General features: G+C 57.7%; 21 protein-coding genes and 1 pseudogene. 12 read left to right on the top strand and 10 right to left on the bottom strand.

The window, feature by feature from the left end:
- Window positions 1-363 precede the first annotated feature (363 nt).
- Window positions 364-861: a type II toxin-antitoxin system VapC family toxin gene (locus ACOZ35_RS14110; RefSeq protein ID WP_424014162.1), complete on the bottom strand. Its 498-nt coding sequence runs from the start codon at window positions 859-861 to the stop codon at window positions 364-366.
- Window positions 861-1,172 (bottom strand): hypothetical protein, encoded by a 312-nt coding sequence (locus ACOZ35_RS14105; RefSeq protein WP_424014161.1) that lies wholly within the window; start codon window positions 1,170-1,172, stop codon window positions 861-863. Before ACOZ35_RS14105 ends, ACOZ35_RS14110 begins: the two co-directional genes overlap by 1 nt.
- A 403-nt stretch (window positions 1,173-1,575) precedes the next feature.
- On the opposite strand from ACOZ35_RS14105, the gene tnpA reads away from it, so the two are divergent.
- The 10 genes from tnpA to ACOZ35_RS14055 all read left to right on the top strand — a co-directional run bounded on the left by tnpA (window position 1,576) and on the right by ACOZ35_RS14055 (window position 8,949).
- Window positions 1,576-1,968: an IS200/IS605 family transposase gene (gene tnpA / locus ACOZ35_RS14100; RefSeq protein ID WP_424014160.1), complete on the top strand. Its 393-nt coding sequence runs from the start codon at window positions 1,576-1,578 to the stop codon at window positions 1,966-1,968.
- A gap of 2 nt (window positions 1,969-1,970) precedes the next feature.
- Complete coding sequence (locus ACOZ35_RS14095; RefSeq protein WP_424014159.1) at window positions 1,971-3,281, top strand: RNA-guided endonuclease TnpB family protein; 1,311 nt, start codon at window positions 1,971-1,973, stop codon at window positions 3,279-3,281.
- A 78-nt stretch (window positions 3,282-3,359) separates the two neighbouring features.
- Window positions 3,360-3,770: a hypothetical protein gene (locus ACOZ35_RS14090; RefSeq protein ID WP_424014158.1), complete on the top strand. Its 411-nt coding sequence runs from the start codon at window positions 3,360-3,362 to the stop codon at window positions 3,768-3,770.
- A gap of 142 nt (window positions 3,771-3,912) precedes the next feature.
- Window positions 3,913-5,166 (top strand): RNA-guided endonuclease InsQ/TnpB family protein, encoded by a 1,254-nt coding sequence (locus tag ACOZ35_RS14085; RefSeq protein WP_424014157.1) that lies wholly within the window; start codon window positions 3,913-3,915, stop codon window positions 5,164-5,166.
- A 110-nt stretch (window positions 5,167-5,276) separates the two neighbouring features.
- Window positions 5,277-5,489, top strand: coding sequence for a hypothetical protein (locus ACOZ35_RS14080; RefSeq protein WP_424014156.1), 213 nt, complete (start codon window positions 5,277-5,279; stop codon window positions 5,487-5,489).
- Window positions 5,490-5,501: 12 nt separating this feature from the next.
- Window positions 5,502-6,080 carry a hypothetical protein gene (locus tag ACOZ35_RS14075; RefSeq protein ID WP_424014155.1) on the top strand — a complete coding sequence of 193 codons (579 nt, stop codon included), beginning with the start codon at window positions 5,502-5,504 and terminating at the stop codon, window positions 6,078-6,080.
- A gap of 207 nt (window positions 6,081-6,287) precedes the next feature.
- Window positions 6,288-6,545 carry a sugar phosphate nucleotidyltransferase gene (locus ACOZ35_RS14070; RefSeq protein WP_424014154.1) on the top strand — a complete coding sequence of 86 codons (258 nt, stop codon included), beginning with the start codon at window positions 6,288-6,290 and terminating at the stop codon, window positions 6,543-6,545.
- 136 nt (window positions 6,546-6,681) lie between these two features.
- Window positions 6,682-7,215 carry a DUF7342 family protein gene (locus ACOZ35_RS14065; RefSeq protein ID WP_424014153.1) on the top strand — a complete coding sequence of 178 codons (534 nt, stop codon included), beginning with the start codon at window positions 6,682-6,684 and terminating at the stop codon, window positions 7,213-7,215.
- Window positions 7,216-7,292: 77 nt separating this feature from the next.
- Window positions 7,293-8,648 (top strand): RNA-guided endonuclease TnpB family protein, encoded by a 1,356-nt coding sequence (locus ACOZ35_RS14060; protein WP_424014152.1) that lies wholly within the window; start codon window positions 7,293-7,295, stop codon window positions 8,646-8,648.
- 37 nt (window positions 8,649-8,685) lie between these two features.
- Window positions 8,686-8,949, top strand: coding sequence for a hypothetical protein (locus tag ACOZ35_RS14055; protein WP_424014151.1), 264 nt, complete (start codon window positions 8,686-8,688; stop codon window positions 8,947-8,949).
- 206 nt (window positions 8,950-9,155) lie between these two features.
- Here the strand turns inward: ACOZ35_RS14055 and ACOZ35_RS14050 are convergent, their stop codons facing one another.
- From ACOZ35_RS14050 to ACOZ35_RS14040, 3 genes are all read right to left on the bottom strand, one after another.
- Window positions 9,156-9,662: a twitching motility protein PilT gene (locus tag ACOZ35_RS14050; RefSeq protein ID WP_424014150.1), complete on the bottom strand. Its 507-nt coding sequence runs from the start codon at window positions 9,660-9,662 to the stop codon at window positions 9,156-9,158.
- The gene (locus ACOZ35_RS14045; RefSeq protein ID WP_424014149.1) at window positions 9,659-10,027 is read right to left on the bottom strand and encodes a UPF0175 family protein; all 369 of its coding nucleotides are present in this window, start codon (window positions 10,025-10,027) and stop codon (window positions 9,659-9,661) included. Before ACOZ35_RS14045 ends, ACOZ35_RS14050 begins: the two co-directional genes overlap by 4 nt.
- A gap of 314 nt (window positions 10,028-10,341) precedes the next feature.
- The gene (locus tag ACOZ35_RS14040; protein ID WP_424016101.1) at window positions 10,342-10,578 is read right to left on the bottom strand and encodes a hypothetical protein; all 237 of its coding nucleotides are present in this window, start codon (window positions 10,576-10,578) and stop codon (window positions 10,342-10,344) included.
- A 385-nt stretch (window positions 10,579-10,963) separates the two neighbouring features.
- On the opposite strand from ACOZ35_RS14040, the gene ACOZ35_RS14035 reads away from it, so the two are divergent.
- Both ACOZ35_RS14035 and ACOZ35_RS14030 read left to right on the top strand, forming a co-directional pair.
- Window positions 10,964-11,302, top strand: coding sequence for a hypothetical protein (locus tag ACOZ35_RS14035; protein WP_424014148.1), 339 nt, complete (start codon window positions 10,964-10,966; stop codon window positions 11,300-11,302).
- A gap of 90 nt (window positions 11,303-11,392) precedes the next feature.
- A pseudogene (locus ACOZ35_RS14030) lies at window positions 11,393-11,562 on the top strand (cell division control protein Cdc6); the annotation flags it as partial.
- A 383-nt stretch (window positions 11,563-11,945) separates the two neighbouring features.
- Here the strand turns inward: ACOZ35_RS14030 and ACOZ35_RS14025 are convergent.
- The 5 genes from ACOZ35_RS14025 to ACOZ35_RS14005 all read right to left on the bottom strand — a co-directional run bounded on the left by ACOZ35_RS14025 (window position 11,946) and on the right by ACOZ35_RS14005 (window position 15,769).
- The gene (locus tag ACOZ35_RS14025; protein WP_424014147.1) at window positions 11,946-12,359 is read right to left on the bottom strand and encodes a type II toxin-antitoxin system VapC family toxin; all 414 of its coding nucleotides are present in this window, start codon (window positions 12,357-12,359) and stop codon (window positions 11,946-11,948) included.
- Window positions 12,346-12,573 carry an antitoxin VapB family protein gene (locus tag ACOZ35_RS14020; RefSeq protein WP_424014146.1) on the bottom strand — a complete coding sequence of 76 codons (228 nt, stop codon included), beginning with the start codon at window positions 12,571-12,573 and terminating at the stop codon, window positions 12,346-12,348. Before ACOZ35_RS14020 ends, ACOZ35_RS14025 begins: the two co-directional genes overlap by 14 nt.
- 726 nt (window positions 12,574-13,299) lie before the next feature.
- Entirely contained in the window at window positions 13,300-14,556 is a 1,257-nt protein-coding gene (locus tag ACOZ35_RS14015) for a glycosyltransferase family 87 protein (RefSeq protein ID WP_424014145.1), read from the bottom strand.
- Complete coding sequence (locus ACOZ35_RS14010; RefSeq protein WP_424014144.1) at window positions 14,553-14,969, bottom strand: GtrA family protein; 417 nt, start codon at window positions 14,967-14,969, stop codon at window positions 14,553-14,555. The genes ACOZ35_RS14015 and ACOZ35_RS14010 overlap by 4 nt, the downstream gene beginning before the upstream one ends.
- A 38-nt stretch (window positions 14,970-15,007) precedes the next feature.
- Entirely contained in the window at window positions 15,008-15,769 is a 762-nt protein-coding gene (locus tag ACOZ35_RS14005; RefSeq protein WP_424014143.1) for a glycosyltransferase, read from the bottom strand.
- Window positions 15,770-15,838: the final 69 nt, after the last annotated feature.

The following is a 15,838-nucleotide window of genomic DNA, read 5'->3' as shown; positions in this document are numbered from 1 at the left end:
CGGCGATTTCTCCAGCATCATAACTACCATCATACGGCTACGACGCAGTACGTTGCGGAGTGGTGGCCTGATCACGGTGTCTTATGTGTTGATCTTACTGACCCGGTGCCGATGTCTGAGCAGTCTTGATTTTGTCTCTTTGGCTTTGTTGGTGTCTTCTGTTAACGACGTTCTCGTCGGGAACAGCTGGTTGGCACAGCCATCGACGTTCCTGTTTGACAAGGAAACTGGCGGATTCGCGCCTCAATAACGGGTTACGTCGTAAACTACAATATCCCAACCCAGCGGTGTGGTGCCGTGGGAATCCTCGCGCTTTAGCGCGGGGAGGATGTCAAATCCCGTGCGGCCATCGACGCGCTCGTCTCATACCTGACTGCGATACGGGAGCGTGGTGACGTCGAAAGCATCGTAGTGACGATCGAACGTGAGCACGTGATCGACGTCCAGTTCGTCCATGTGTGCGGCGACGACGAAATCAGTGAACGACGCGTCCAGATCTGTCCACTCGATGAACGTCGCTTTAGCGTCGGCGAAGACGCTCTCGGAGACGGTTTCGAACCGATAGAGGGAACTCTCGTCGAGCGTCGTCAGAAACGAGACGGCGTTCGTCATCGACGCCTGTTTTTTCAGCCGGGTGGCCGCCTCATCGACGATGTGGTCGTTGACGATGAGTCGTCGATACGGGAGATCACCGTCACGAAGGAAGGTCATGAACGCCCGCGAGACGGCGTGCATCCGATCGCGAGGATTGAACAGCGCGTAGAGAAACTTCGGGCCGACGACGACCCGATGTCGGACGTGCCCCGGCCGGAAGTGTTCGGCCGTCACGGTACCGATGGGCGTCTCGACTGGCTCTGCCATTATCGAGACTGCCCAGGAGCGTCGGCGAGCGTGAACGACTCATCGCGTCCGTCCCACTCGTCGATGAGATCCGTTTCAGTGCGGGCGTCGGTCTCAGCCGACTCCGGCAAGGAGTTCTCCTCGAGGGTCTCGAGAACGGTGAACGCCTGATCGTTTGGGTCCGCTCGCTGCTGTCGATCGATCCATTCGACCAGCGCCTCGCGTCCGGCCTCCTTGAGTGACAGTCCGTGTTCGTCCGCGAACGCTCGGAATCGTTCGTATTCGTCCGCGTCCAGCTCGGTTTGAACATGCTTGGTGTCGTTACGGCTCATGAGAGTCGATCGCCGCTCTCAGATAGCGTCTCATGAGATATATAATGATCGCATGAATAGATACATGACATCGGTCGGCGGAGTTCGAGTCAATCGAGTCGAGGTCGGGCTCGACGACGAGCGATCCCGACGCATCGCCGGCAGCTAGCAATGTTTGAGATCGAGGGGCTGGATCTGGCCGGTGCGATCGACGACTGGCGAGCGGAACTCGTCCAGTACGGACTAGACCAGTTGACCGACAATTCCTCGGACCCAGACTATCTTTTTTCAAGGCGAGAATCCCGCCGTTTACCGCGGGCGTGAAGCCGACAACTCCTACACGTTCCACCGTCGGTTACAGGCCGAATACCCCACGACTGCAAATATTTATTAGAATTGGGTATATAGAGATCAGCATGGCCAAATGAAGTACAACCTCGAAACCGGGTCGCACACGGTCCACGCGCTCCAATATCACTTTGTGACCGTCACGAAGTACCGCACAGACCTCCTCACCGACGAAATCGCAGAACGGGTCGGTGAGATTGCCAGCGACATCTCAGAAGACTTCGGCGTGAACATCCAGAACGTCAACGGCGGAAGCGACCACGTTCATATCCTCTTCACAGCGAAGCCAACGACCGACCTCACCAAATTCATCAACTCGCTCAAGGGCGTCACGTCCCGCAAAATCCGTGACGAGAATCCCGAGGTTCGGCAGGCGCTCGACAAGGCGTTCTGGCAACCGGGTTACTTCCTCGCCACCACCGGGCAAGTGAGCATCGACGTACTCATGAAGTACGTGGAGGAGCAGTAGCGATGTCCCCGACCGTCACGAAAACGTTGCAGGCGACGTTCGCGCCACCCACCGCGCACAAGCAGTCGAAACTCAACGACCTGCTCAAAACCTACCGTGACGGTCTGCAGGAAGCGTTCGACGCCGGAGCGAGTACCATGTCGGCGGTGAGCGACATCGTGACGCCCTACGACCTCCCGTATCAGGCCAAGGCCGCTCTCTGCAACTACGTTCCGAAACTCCGCAAGACGTACAATGCCAAGGAGTTGGACGACGGCCACCCGATACGGCTCACGAATCAAGCCGCGAAGTTCGACCACTCTGAAGAACGCGACTACGCGTTCACGTGGTGGGTTCCGCGTCCCGGCCGGGGTACGAACTTCTGGATACCGCTCCGCATCAACCCTGAACAGGAAGATCTCTGGCACGACCTCGTATCGGAGGACGCGAAGGCGGGCGAAATACGGCTTCAACAGCACCGGAAGAACTGGGTACTACACGTCACCGTCGAGTACCCGGTCGAAGAACCAGCGACAAACGGTGACGCCACGCACATCGGCTTAGACATCGGAGAAACCGCCCTCATCACGGGCTGTGCCCTCAAGGATGGTTCTCCGACTGACCCGTTCGTGTGTAGCGGAAGCAGAGCGAAGCATCTCCGCAAAGAGATGCACACGACCCTGAAACGACTCCAAGAGCGTGACGCATCTGAGTGGCGTATCGAAGACCGCTTCTCGCACTACCAGAACGCGCTCACCGACATCGTGGAGAAAGCGTCTCGGCAAGCCGTCGAGTACGCAAAGCAGTACGAGAATCCCGTGTTGGTGATGGAGGACTTGACGTCCATCCGTGAGCGTCTCGACTACGGGAAGTACATGAACCGTCGGCTTCACTCGTGGGCGTTCGCCCGACTGCAAGGGCGCATCGAGGACAAGGCGACGGAAGCAGGCATCCCAGTCGAGTACGTGAATCCGGCGTACACCTCGCAGACGTGTCACTCGTGCCACCGTATCGGTCGGCGGGACTCCCAAGCCGAGTTTCGGTGTCCGAACGGCGACTGCCACGTTTCGACGTTTCAGGCCGACATCAACGCTTCCGCGAATATCGCACGACGGGTTGACCCGTGGGGAGAGAGCGTCCCGCTTGACAAGGCGGAGCGCGATGACTCGCCTCAGGATGGGAGCGGTTGTGACACCGCCACGACTCACCGTGAGAAGAGCGTACCAGCGCAGATGACGCTCACGGCCTACGAAGAGTCGGAACCCTCTGCCAGCGTTCACGAGACGGAGTCTCGTGAGCCAACCAGAACCGACGGTTCTGGTGACGACGACTAACTGGTATTCCCCATGCGTGGGAAGCCTCGCCGTTTACGGCGAGGAGGATGTCACAAGGAGTACTACGAGGGGCCACGTTTGACCAGTGAGGAGGCAGAACGGCTGTTCGGCGACGACGACGGCACGCCAGAAAGCGAGAAGTATCGCCAGCACGAGCCCTCACCGGCTGCCGACGGCGACGAGCCTGTGGAGGCTACATCGGACGCTGCGAGCGATCAGGGAGATGTCGTAGACTCGTCATCTCGTGACGACGAACCGAACACTGCGACTGAGACGGATGGTGGTCCGGAGTCTGCTCCTGATACAGAATCGATCAGCATCACGTTCGTTCCCGCGAGGTGGTCACGTCGTCGGATCCGGTTCGTCGAACGCGACGACGGACCCGGCTGGTGGCGGATTGACGACGAGTGGACCGGCTGTCGCTGGCGGCCAGTTGGTCGTGAACCGGTCACTGAAGTGGAGATTCTAGATATTTTTGCCGGAGAGTAGCTCAGAGAACTTCAACTGAAGCGGTAGCGCGGAGTCCCCTTCCTCAAGGAGCGACCGGAGGGAGCGAGTAGGGAGGGGAAGAGCGCCTTCGTGTTGGTCGCAAGCACGAATCTATAAGTAGCCTATTGATCACATTGAACACGTGGTAGACGCCTACGTACGTCGGACGGCAATCACTCGTCTTGAAGTGACGGACGAGCAACGCGACCTCCTCGAAGAGACGATCTCCGAGTGGAAGCGTGGTTGCCAACTCGCCACGGACATGGCGTGGGGGAAGTGTAACGCCAAGAGCGACGTACAACCTCTCGCCTACGACGACGTCCGCGAACACACCGACCTCGGGAGTCAGCACGCGATTCTCGCCACCCACCAAGCCGCACAAGCCATCACCGGCTGTATCGAACGGAAGGCGAACGACAAGAAAGTGAGTAAGCCCACCTTCACCGCACCCACGGTGAAATACGACACCCGAACCATGACGGTATTTGATGATGATACGGTGTCGCTCTCCACCACAGAGAGTCGCGTCCGGTGTCCGCTTGCCCTCCCCGACGCCGACGATGGCTACCAACGGCAGTACCTCGACTCCGACAACTGGAGCGTCACGGAAAGCACACTCACCGCCCGTGACGGCGACTACTTCTTACACATCGGCTTCCGCCGACCCAAGACCGACACTGAACGGAACACCGCCGAGGACGGAACGGTCCTCGGGGTTGACCTCGGTATCGAAAACCTCGCCGTCACAAGCACCGCCTCTTTTGTCAGCGGGCGGGAGTTAACCCACAATCTCCGAGAGTTTGAGAAAGTACGCGCTGGCCTGCAACAGACCGGTACGCGAAGTGCCCACCGAACGCTCGAACGATCGAGCGGCCGTGAACTTCGCTACGTCCGCGACGTGTTACACCGAGCATCCAACGCTATCGTCTCGGAAGCGCTCCGGTACGAGTGCGACGTGATAGTCTTCGAGAACCTAACTCACATCCGCGACCGCACGGGAGCGTCGTGGGGTCACAGGTGGGCGTTCCGAACGCTGTACGAGCAAGTGGAGTACAAGGCCGAAGCGGAAGGTATCTCGGTGAAGCAAGTCGGGTCGGCGTACACGTCGACGCGGTGTGCCGAGTGTGGGTTCACAGCCGACGAGAACCGCCCGAATCGAACCGATTTCCAGTGTGTGAAGTGCGAGTCGGAAGCGAACGCAGACTACAACGCGGCGAAGAACATCGGGATGCGGTACGTCCGCCGAGGCCAACAGTCGTCTCGGCGGACGGGCGACAGTCAACTCGCCCTGAAGTCTGGAACGGTGACGCCAAGTGGCGGATTCACCGCCCACCCGGACGGGTTCGAGGCCGAGTTCATGGACAAGCCCCACCCTCAAAACACCGAAGGCGTTTAGGGTGGGGTAGTTGACCTGACAAGCCACCGGCCATCACGCCTGTAGCAATTGACACGTGAGGACGCTGCTTGGCCAGAACCTATTTATATTGGGCGATATTCAATTAAGATATGTCACTTCACGGTCCTGACCGGCACTTCGAGGACCACCGCGAGGCTCTCCAAGCCCTAACAAACGGAGAGGTGGATGCGGCGACCGTTCGACGCGAGTTTAGTAACGTCGAAGATATCGAGCGCCTCATTGGCGTCGCCCTCTCGAAGCAGACGGAGCGAAAGTCCCCATCTGAGCTTTCGGACGTAGTTTCTATCGGGTCTGAGGTCTAGCTTTTTGCCTCGATGAGCGGAGTTTTCCTCGTCGACACAGACGCAACGTTAGCGCTCACACATTCTTCAATCGGGCAGCAATTCCTCAGACACTCGCAGAATCTGCGTGTCGCAGAGGGAGTCCACGACGAGATCACTGGCCCTCGCCAGGATGACCCAGACACACAAGATATGGCAGAAAAAGCCGAGGATTGCCTCGAAGCCAACTCCAATGTCGAAGTCGTCTCGACACGGTTCGATGCGTCAATGGGCGCTCACGATTATGGGGAGCAATCGATCAGTGACGTGATCCGATTCGGCGACCCAGATGTTTCGGCAGTATTCTGGTTCGACGATGACGTCACGGGAATTATCAAAAATTCCCCGGATAGTGTCGACTTCTACATTTTCTCGAAAGTCTTCCAACTTCCTCACTGGGGCCTCTCTACGAAACGGCAGGTCACGGAGGTCCTTCGGGTCGCACAAGCCCGTGACTGGACGAGTCGAAACAATCTTCGAGCACTCCTCGTCGAAGAAGGGATCCTCACTGAGTCTCAGTTCCACTATCAAAGACTTCGGAGAGCGATGAAGAGAATATCTTCGGATCTTTGAGAATCGTTGCCTTGTTGGACCCTTACAGGCCGAGCCGGACGTCGACGGGGCCTTTCTCCTTTTGGACGCCGACAACGCCTTCGCAGAGAGCGTCGAACCCGCGGTCGCGGCTGCTGAGGGGGGCCGACACCACGGTCGCTGTCGAGGATGTCTCGCCCGAAGTCGCGACGACGAGGAGTGATCGAGATGGACGAGTAGAGACGGGTGATGGGACTCGTCGAGAAGCCGACCAATCCGTCGTCGACGCTCGTCACGACCGGATGGTACATGCTGCCCGAGGACGTCTTTCACGTCTGTGCGTTGCTCCGGCCGTCGGCTGAGGGTGAGTACCAGCTGAGCGAGGCCGTGGGGTTATTGATGCGGGCGGGCCACGAGGTGGCGACGGTTCGGGTGGGTGAGCACGTGAACGTGAACAGGCCGGAGGACGTTGAGCGGGCGAGCAAGTTGGTGCGTAGGGAGTGGTGAACCTCGGGAGTTCGGAGGATATCCTCGTTCGGGAGCCGAAGTGGAACCACCCAGTTCGTCCGTTCGTCGTGGGCACGTTCTCGCATATAGGAGAGCCGTCCAAAGAAATAATAGATGCCACTCCCTACGACTGGAGATGACTGAACGAGGCCTTGCGTCATGGAGTGACGGGCAGACCGCCCGTGAGCGGGTCAGGGCGATCGCCACGACGCTCACGCAGCCGCGGTCCGTCGACTGGGTACGCGACGAGGCGCAGGTGTCCTCGTGGCAGACAGCCAAAGACGAACTGGAGATGCTCGCCGAGTTCGGACAGGTACAGATCGTCGACGGTGACGACGGGAGTCCCAAGTACGCGCCGAACTACCAGCAGCGGTATTTCACCGAGCTCACCGAGTTGATCAACGACCACACCCGCGAGGAACTCCGTGAGGAGGTCGCGACCGTCCAAGCGCAGATCGACGACTGGAAGACGGCGTTCGATGTCGAGTCACGCGACGAACTCGAAGTGACACTCACCGACGACGCGCTTTCGAGCGACGAGATTCGGGAGCGAAACCGCGTACTCCGTCGGTGGGAACACACCGAGGAGAACAAACGGCTGCTTAAACACGCGCTCGAACTTTACAAAGATAGCAGGCAGAGTGCCCCGGGCCACCGTTCCCGGGGGTGAATGCCGTCGGCTTACTGAGCAAACCACGTGACTGGTGGGGGTTTTAATTTGGAATCGTATGATATAGTAGGTGTACGATGGATGAGCTTGTTGAGACGCTATGCTTCCGCCTTCATATCGAAGACGGGGAACGCTGGCGTCTGAAACAAGCCCGAATGGACGCCCGAGCGTTCGCTAATCACGCGTGGGCGATGCGAGAACTCGGATACTCTGAAGGCGAAATTGTTGACGCAGTCACGCCTACAGAACAATCATTCATCAAAAACAGCGCACAAGCCGTCGTCCGCAAAGCCTGCGACGCCTACGACGCCTACCAAAGCGCACTCTACACGTGGCATAACAGCAGTGATCAAAGCGAGCTGCCGAAGCCACAACCCCCCGCGACCAATTCTCTCGGTGCATTCCCACTCGTTATGCACCACGGTGAAGGGTACGAACTACACGTTCGTGACGACGATCGCGTTGGCTATCGTATCAGCACGCAGCCGTACCAAGAGAAAGTGCGTGGGTTCCTTCGCGGTGCAAACGAGGATCTTGCTCGCGTCAAAACTGCGCTTGATTCGTCGAGTGAGTCAGCAGTGGGCCGGGCTGAGGTTGTGTATCGAGAGGGCGTGTACTACCTACACGTCCCGATACGACAACCAGTCGAACTAGATGTTGCAGAGGATGCAGAGTCTGTCATCGCCATCGACATCAACGAACGCAACATCACCACCACCGTTCTCGATCGACAATCGCGCGACACACTTGCACAACTCACCATCGATTACGGGCAAGTCAAGCAGAAACGCCAGCGGTACTACGACATCAAACGCCGCTGCGAAGAACACGACAAACACAGCGTCGTGGACAATATCGGGAACCACGTGGAGAATTTCACCGAGTGGACTCTCCACCGACTCTCAAAGGTGATCGAACACTACGTAGAATGGTTCCCGAAGCCGGTGGTGGTGTTTGAGTCGCTCGAAGGCATCCGCAACGACATCGAGTACGGGAGTTATATGAACCGACGCTTGCACAAACTCCCGTTCCATGAGTTCAAACGACAAGTCACGTACAAAGCTCACCGACACGGGGCTCCAGTTGCGCATGTTGGTTCTGAGTATAATTCACAGCGGTGTGCGTGCTGTGGAAAGCTCGGAACTCGCAACAGCGGGCGGTTCACGTGCTCGAATAATGCGTGTGCGCTGGAGCAGGATCATTCGGATCGGAACGCGAGTGTAAATACTGCGGTGCGATGGATTGCGAAGACAGAGACTGGCGATGATAGTCATCACAGTGCGGATAACTACCGACCTCGCAAAACCCCGCCTGAAGTGCGGATGCGCCGGGTCGGGTCGGGACGCCACAACATCGATTCTGGTCGCGTGGATGTAAATCGTCCAACCTCATCCCACGAGATTGCCTCGCAGGGAGTGCTTCACACGCCGTGATTTGAGGGAATTACAAAAGCCACGGGCCACCGCGCCCGTGGCCGTTTACCGGATCCAGTGGGTCGACTCCGACCGGGAGCTCATGTTGGGATGGCACCAGGATGAAATCCACATGGACCTCGGCGAGTGTCACTTTCAGCTTGATTACCGTGGTGACACCATCCACCGAACGGAGGCGGCGTTTCTCGACCGGCATCCACGGAATGTGTTTGACCACCGAATCGCCCAGCTCGTGGATGTCGTCGATGGGCTCACATGGACCGACGGTCAACCTGCGGTCCCGAGCGATACTATCGGGTGACCACTGAGGACCCTGAAGGCTTCCGCCGCGATCAGGGTGTGATTTCGTCTGTCTCGAGGACGGCCTCGGTAGGACTCTCTCGATTCTCACTCGCTCACCTGTCTCCGGTTTCTCATGGAGAGAGTCGCTTGGAGAGCAGAGCAAGGAGTCCGGAAGTCGTTTGGCTGCGATAACGTCACCAACCCACCCCTAAAGGATGGGTTAGCTTACCGATACTCCGAAATCGTCCGGTACGGGACGTAGTAGTCCATCTCGTCGATCCACGTCGACAGCCACTCGTCAGCCGTCGACTCATCGATCTTCCCGGCCTCAATAGCGGCCAACAGGACGCCGACCGACCCGACGACGGTCACTCCTTGATCTTTCGCAAACGACCGAGCATCTCCGTCGTCGGTCAGGAGGCGACCGTCATATGCGTCGGCGAGGGCGAACGCCTGCGCTTCGCCAGGGTCGAGGTGGCCTCTGACGACCGCCTCCCTGTTCGCGACCGCGTCCGGGATCGTCGCGACCGGGATCTCGTCGTCGAGTGTATCGAGTGCCGGCCGAAGATACGGATGAGTATCGACGCCGGTTTCGAGTTCCTCGCGAACGACCGGAACGGCACAGATTCCGGAGAGCCCTGTAACCACCCACAGCTGGTCAATATACGAAAAATTCGAGAGGACAGTCGTGTTCAGGACGCTCGGATTCGCCGGAACGCCGTCGCTCGTCATTTCTCCGGGGTGTCCTCGTCATCCAAGTCGGTATCATCGAACTCGAGTTCTGTCGCCGCTTCCACCTCGTAGGCCGCGTCGTCCTCGGTAGCGAGACCGACGCGAAGCGCGACACCGTGTTCGCGGAGGATGTCTCGCATCGTCCACCGGTCGACGGCAGCGAGTCTCGCAGCGTCACCGAGCGTGATCCGCTCGCGCTCGTAGAGGGCGACCGCAGCCGCGATACGTTCGTTCTCGTGATCCTCGAAGTATTCGCGCACGAACTCTCGCAACGCGTCGCTCTTGCCCCCGAACACACCGGCCTCGACGGCACCCTCGATCAGGAGGTCGAGGTCGTCCGGATACGAGCCAGTGATTCGTGCCATCGCTCCACCTCACACCACGTGTTCATACTATTTATGAACTGCGCTAGAACCAGCCACACACGATGTCGCCGCCAATCTCGTACGGGGGAGATTCACCTCTCGCCGTACAACGCTCCGGAACTGCGTGTCATCCTCGAAGAGCGAGTGGCCGGTGGTATGTACGATGACGCAGTGGACGACGACGTGATCGCGCTGTGTGCCGCCATTGCGGCGTAGGAAACCGGGAGTGCTCGTCAGGCGTTGGATGTTCCTTATAAACCCGCTTATATGGCACGGACGAACGGTGAAGAGCGACTGACGGAGGACCACGTTCATCAGGCTCGCGAGAAGCTCGAAGGGAGCCAAGTCACGCGCTCGTACCGGGTTTTGATCGTCTTCGACCGGGCCGGCGTCGCGCCTCGTTGTTCGAGGGACGCGAGCGTTTTGAGCAGCAGGTGGGCGTGCTGGGTCTGGTCGCGAATCCGGTTGCGTAATCGGCCGCACTGGACGAGGTCCTGGGCCTCGACGATATGCGAATCGTCGATGCCGTCATCGCCGCGCTTCTTCGTCACTTCGTCGCCGGCCCTGAAGAGTGAGTAAGTGGATGGGTTGGTGGGATGGGTGCTCGACACCCCGCTGATCGAGTGCTTATCTCATTGGAGTGGCAGTCGGATATCCCACCCCACCGTGTCAAGTGTTCTTGTATAGAATCGAGGATAAATCTCGGAACACACCCCACTATGTCAAGTGTTCGATGTGGGTAACTGAATGTCTCCATGTCCCACCTCACCTCGGGAAGAACACCTGACATGGTGGGATGGGGGTGGCGATGAACACGATGGGAGCACAGTCGGTCTTCAGCATAGCGGGGAGATAAGTCCACTCACACATAAAGACCGTTAATAGCTGTTAACGGTGGTGGGAACACTTATACACACACAGATGGTGTCTCTCTGTATGAGCAGTATGGAGCACGCGGATGACCGCGGGGCGACAAAGGAACTCCGGAAGGAACACCCGAGCGGGTGGCTCTACCTCACACAGCACGATGCGATCCCGATTCTCGTCGACGCGTTGCTCGATCTTCCGCCGAACCGCGAGTTCAACAAAACCGAACTCGCAGCACACGCCGGCGTCACGCGCCAAACTGTTGGCAACTACACGGACCTCATGTGTGAGGTCGAACTCATCGAGGACGTTCCGAACACGTCACCATGCCGGTATCGGGTCGCGGACAGCGATGTCGTCCGCGAGCTCTTCGAGTTGAACAGCGCGCTCAACAGCGTCGGCGAGTAGTCGCTGCCCACGAGGCGTTCTTCAGTACTTTCGTCGGTGTTTGGAATCGGGGGTCGCGGCCTCGTCGACGGGCGGCTTTTCGTGCGCACCAGCCGGTTCCCGGGGCGAGAACTCGGGACCGGCGACGCGTTCGACGAGCTGTCCCGACAGTTCGATCGCATCGGCGGGACGCATCGCGTCGTGTGCGACGAGACCGACCACCTGGAGACGGGAACGCGCTGCTGTACGAACTACCACGCGCGAGAGCAAACGGTCACATCATACCCCACTGCGCCAATTGTTCGACCGGAGTGACGCTCGCGTTCGAGCAGGACACCCCGACGGGGGTCCGCAATATGTACCCACCGTATCGACGTATTGCGGTCGCTTCCGAATCATTTCGGCAGATGCCCGCAGCGACACTGAGATCGTCGCGACCGGACTCCCGTCGTCGAGTGTATCGAGTGCCGGCCGAAGATGCGGATGCGTATCGACGCCAGTTTCGAGTTTCTCGCGTACGACCGGAACGGCACAGATTCCGGAGAGCCATATGACGACAATGACGTCACAAGATATCGGTGACCGGGTCCCAGGGGGTCTTCCCTGCGTCTCCTCGCGGTACGGATTCGCTGCTCGCTCTGTCTGTGCCCGCGATCGGACCACCTTAGAACGTCTCCCAGTCGACGACGCGGAGGTCGTCGATCCGGTCGAAGTGATCGACGTTCGCGGTCAACACCGGGAGGTCCCGTGTTCGGGCAGTTGCGGCGATATACACGTCGTGGAGATCATCGAGCGGCCGACCGGCTTGTCGCAGCGTCGCGATGATCGTCGCGGCTGTCGTCGCGACCGGTCGCGATATCGGGAGCACGTCGAACCGCGAGAGGAGGCGATCGAGATCGTCGATCGCCTGTTGATGTCGGTCTGTCCCTCGTTCGTACTGGAGGTCCACGCCGAGCCGGAGTTCGGTCACCGTCACGATGCTGATCGCGTGTCGGCCCGCTTCGTCTAGAGCAGCGACTTTTCCGTCGACCCCGCCGCGGTCGATATCGACGAGGACGGACGTGTCACAGATCTTCATCGGTGACTCGATCCATCGTTCCCTCGCTCAACCGCTCGATCTCGTCGGCAACCTTGTCAGGCGTTTCGGCGTCGAAGATGCCTTGGCCGGTGACGTCCGAGATCTCACCGCCGTCATCGAGTTTTTCGGCGATCACCTCGCTGAAACTCCGGTCTCCCTTCTCGCGTTTCAGTCGACGGTACACGTCGTCGCTGATCGCGATGTTCTTGCTCATACGTTGGGTATGGGTACCTACAAATAAATTGATAGCGGCGCGGAAGACGTCGCCGAAGTCGACGCGAGCGGGTCGATCGACGAGACTTCAGCGGACGACCTCGCCAGTAATCAATCGCTGAACTGCGAGCAGGCGGGCGAGCAGGTCACTCGCGTCATCGAAGTCTGCGCGCAGTCAGGTATCCCGGCGGACGACGTCGCGGACCTATTACGCGATCGCGCCGAGGCGACCGAGTACCTGTATGAAGGGATGCAACGCTACGCGAGTCGACCGGGCGTCGACGACGCCTGACGGTATGGCGGTCGAATCTACTCTGCTGAGGGGCGTTGCCGTCGCGTTCGGATCGCTCGGGACAGCGATCTACCTGAACCGCCGGCGAATCGCGAGTATCGAATCGTGGGCGTGGGGACGGGAGAGAGAGAGACGAAACCGATGACGGCGTCTCGGGGAAGGCGCAGTCGCTCGACGGGAAGATCGACCAGATCGACACAAAGATTGAGGAACAGCACGGCGAGGTACGGACCGAGGTGCGGATGAACCGGCGGTATTTCGGTATCGCGATGGACAACCTAACCGACGAACTTGACGATCAGCTTCCCGATATTGACCTGGATGTCGACGATGTTGAACCGGACTGGGTTGAAGCCGATTGCAACCACGATGACCGCTTTTACTCCGGTTGAGAGCACCCCTCAACCGATGACTGACGTGCAGAATATTTTTTACTCAGCGACTATAGGGGCGTCTATTGGATTTTACGAGATTGAGTGACTTCTGTTGAGACCTCCAAAGAATCAATAGAGACCCGGTTAGGATTATGAAACCAGCATAGAGGCCTGGTTGGAGGAACACTGCTATCTTCGTAGAAATCCCCGACTGGCCTAAGTAATACATAGTCCATGCATGCCAGTGGCTGAGGGCTATTGCAACAGAAATCCACGGCCACCAATCTAGCCGAGCGGCGAGTAAAACAACTGCAGCTGGTACATAGAATACAAACGCCAACGAATACCCCTCCGGTGCTGTGAGAGGCACCAAGGCTGCCCCCGCCGCAAATGCGGCGCGATCTGCCGATATCGTATTTGATCGGTTGAGACTGAGTAGCGCCACGATCACCAATAGCAGTATTCGTGGAATCCACGACCAGAGACCAAGTATATCAAATGGTTCAAACCAGCCCGCGTGATAAGTGTTGATTGATAGAAGGCTTGTTGCTTGCCCTGTTTTAGATGTCATGAGTACGTGAATGTATTCAATGTGTGATGACACTCCGAAGAATACGACCCCAATTCCAACCAAGAATAATCCAGTAACAATTGCACCGACAAGCCTACGACGAAATGGCAAGAGAACAGCACCAGAGGGGGCTACTGTGGGCTTAATGAACGTAGCAATTGTAACACCCACCCCTACCCAAAACGATCCTTGACCCCGATGAGTTCTTTCCATTGCAACTGCAGAGAGGGTGACTAATCCTGCGAGCAGTGGAGTGATTTGTCCCAGAGCGAACGCATACCAGATTGGTTGGTAAAAGAGGACTAGCGGGAACAGTAGCAATCTTCGAACCCATGTCATTTTTACATATTCTTCAAGCAGTATGATGAGCGCGAGCCAAAATATCCCTGAAGTTGTCACTCCCCAGAGCGTTCCTGCGACAGTGAACGGAACAAATTGATAAATGTTGAAAAGAAGAACGGGTGCTGGTGGATATAAATAAGGCCAGAAGTGTCGGATCTGGTGTGATTGTATAAATCCGAAATCTTGACTCCCATATAATGAAGCTCCATGTTGCCACCTTTCAGCTGCCATCCAGTAGGCTGAGAAATCTGCATAGTGGCCGAGACCGGCGGCAACCCCGTTCAGCTTCATCATTATGGTGCTCACAGGGACAAGTATAATCCCTAAAATTGCTACCAATCCAATAATGAGGGATACTTTACTTTTATCTCGAATTTCAACTACCTCTGGTATATTTCGGATCATAACTCTCTTTTAGCCACGTTCCACGTAATGACGCTCTCAGCGACGTAGTTGATGGTAAGAGCAGCACCAATACCGATAACGTTCGCGATCGTCGGCCAGACATCGGCTCCCAGAATGTAGAAGCGAATCTCTGTACGAGCGGTGAGATACCAGAGAATGACGAATGCGACAGTGAGACCAGTCGCACGGACGGCGTGGGACTTCACCCAGCGCCGGACTACGTTACGGGTACCAAGCGCACCTTCACCGGCAAATGTGTAGCGGTCGTTGAGTGCGAACATCGTCGAAATGGATACTTCTGCACCGATCGCCTTTGCCAAGAGTGGTTGGAAGGCAACGGTTGTGGTCAACACGGCGACGATGATCGTCTCGAGGACCGCACCGACCGCGCCGACCGACACGAACTGTGTCATTCGTCTCGGCGCGTAGAGGGCAGCAGCAGTTCGCTTCATTAGTCGTCACCCAATAGGGGAGACGGCGAACTCCTCTGTACTCGATCCAGTGTCGTATGGATCGGGTGCCCGTCCATCGCTTTCACTCGATGTCGAATCGAGACAAGGGCTGAAGCCATATTGACGGCGGCCGAAAACGGATCGACCGTTGACTCTGGATCGTCACGCCATGTGACTGGTATTTCCTCAATCCGCAGGCCCTTCGCGCCAGCCATCGCGATAAGCTCGAGATCCCACGCGAATCCGGACTCGTATAGGTGCGGTCGAAGTTGCTGCCACGCCTCTGCTGTCAACCCTTTCGCTCCACACTGGTAGTCGTAGGCCGACGTCGGCAGGAGGTGGCGTGCCGTCCAAGCGAAAACATCACCCATACTACGCCGAAGATGTGTTTGGTGAGCTTCGATATTTGCGTCGGGATGGCGCCGTGACCCGATAGCAAGGTCAGTCTGCCTACTTCGGACAGACTCGACTACGTCGGCGACAGAGGCTGCCGGCGTTGCGGCATCCGCATCGGCAAACGCAAGAATATCTGTTGAGAGGAATTCGAACCCTTCTGTAATTGCCCGCCCCTTACCCCGTCGCCCCGAGCACGTATTGATCGAATCTGGTTCGGAAAGCCTATCAAGGGTCTCCTGTGTAGGTGCGTCAAATTCGACGTGGACCGTTCCGCCAATAGTCTCGTGAAGGAGGGTGGTGAAATTGTTGACTGTTTCTGGATCGGCACGATATGCCGGAATGACGATACCAACGGATGCAGGCACTACTTGAAATCTATAGCTAATCATAATAAACCTACGCTCTTCTGTAGGAGATTGTTGATACTGCTGAGC

This window comes from Halorubrum xinjiangense (genome assembly GCF_049604745.1).
Lineage (GTDB): Archaea > Halobacteriota > Halobacteria > Halobacteriales > Haloferacaceae > Halorubrum > Halorubrum xinjiangense_A.
The sequence above is the reverse complement of the archived record's forward strand: the minus strand, read 5'-3'. Positions and strand labels throughout refer to the sequence as shown.

Excerpts from the sequence above, each read along its gene's own strand:
- ACOZ35_RS14110 (WP_424014162.1), bottom strand. The coding sequence starts at position 861 with ATGGCAGAGCCAGTCGAGACGCCCATCGGTACCGTGACGGCCGAACAC.
- ACOZ35_RS14105 (WP_424014161.1), bottom strand. The coding sequence starts at position 1,172 with ATGAGCCGTAACGACACCAAGCATGTTCAAACCGAGCTGGACGCGGAC.
- tnpA (WP_424014160.1), top strand. The coding sequence starts at position 1,576 with ATGAAGTACAACCTCGAAACCGGGTCGCACACGGTCCACGCGCTCCAA.
- ACOZ35_RS14095 (WP_424014159.1), top strand. The coding sequence starts at position 1,971 with ATGTCCCCGACCGTCACGAAAACGTTGCAGGCGACGTTCGCGCCACCC.
- ACOZ35_RS14080 (WP_424014156.1), top strand. The coding sequence starts at position 5,277 with ATGTCACTTCACGGTCCTGACCGGCACTTCGAGGACCACCGCGAGGCT.
- ACOZ35_RS14075 (WP_424014155.1), top strand. The coding sequence starts at position 5,502 with ATGAGCGGAGTTTTCCTCGTCGACACAGACGCAACGTTAGCGCTCACA.
- ACOZ35_RS14070 (WP_424014154.1), top strand. The coding sequence starts at position 6,288 with ATGGGACTCGTCGAGAAGCCGACCAATCCGTCGTCGACGCTCGTCACG.
- ACOZ35_RS14065 (WP_424014153.1), top strand. The coding sequence starts at position 6,682 with ATGACTGAACGAGGCCTTGCGTCATGGAGTGACGGGCAGACCGCCCGT.
- ACOZ35_RS14060 (WP_424014152.1), top strand. The coding sequence starts at position 7,293 with ATGGATGAGCTTGTTGAGACGCTATGCTTCCGCCTTCATATCGAAGAC.
- ACOZ35_RS14050 (WP_424014150.1), bottom strand. The coding sequence starts at position 9,662 with ATGACGAGCGACGGCGTTCCGGCGAATCCGAGCGTCCTGAACACGACT.
- ACOZ35_RS14045 (WP_424014149.1), bottom strand. The coding sequence starts at position 10,027 with ATGGCACGAATCACTGGCTCGTATCCGGACGACCTCGACCTCCTGATC.
- ACOZ35_RS14035 (WP_424014148.1), top strand. The coding sequence starts at position 10,964 with ATGAGCAGTATGGAGCACGCGGATGACCGCGGGGCGACAAAGGAACTC.
- ACOZ35_RS14025 (WP_424014147.1), bottom strand. The coding sequence starts at position 12,359 with ATGAAGATCTGTGACACGTCCGTCCTCGTCGATATCGACCGCGGCGGG.
- ACOZ35_RS14020 (WP_424014146.1), bottom strand. The coding sequence starts at position 12,573 with ATGAGCAAGAACATCGCGATCAGCGACGACGTGTACCGTCGACTGAAA.
- ACOZ35_RS14015 (WP_424014145.1), bottom strand. The coding sequence starts at position 14,556 with ATGATCCGAAATATACCAGAGGTAGTTGAAATTCGAGATAAAAGTAAA.
- ACOZ35_RS14010 (WP_424014144.1), bottom strand. The coding sequence starts at position 14,969 with ATGACACAGTTCGTGTCGGTCGGCGCGGTCGGTGCGGTCCTCGAGACG.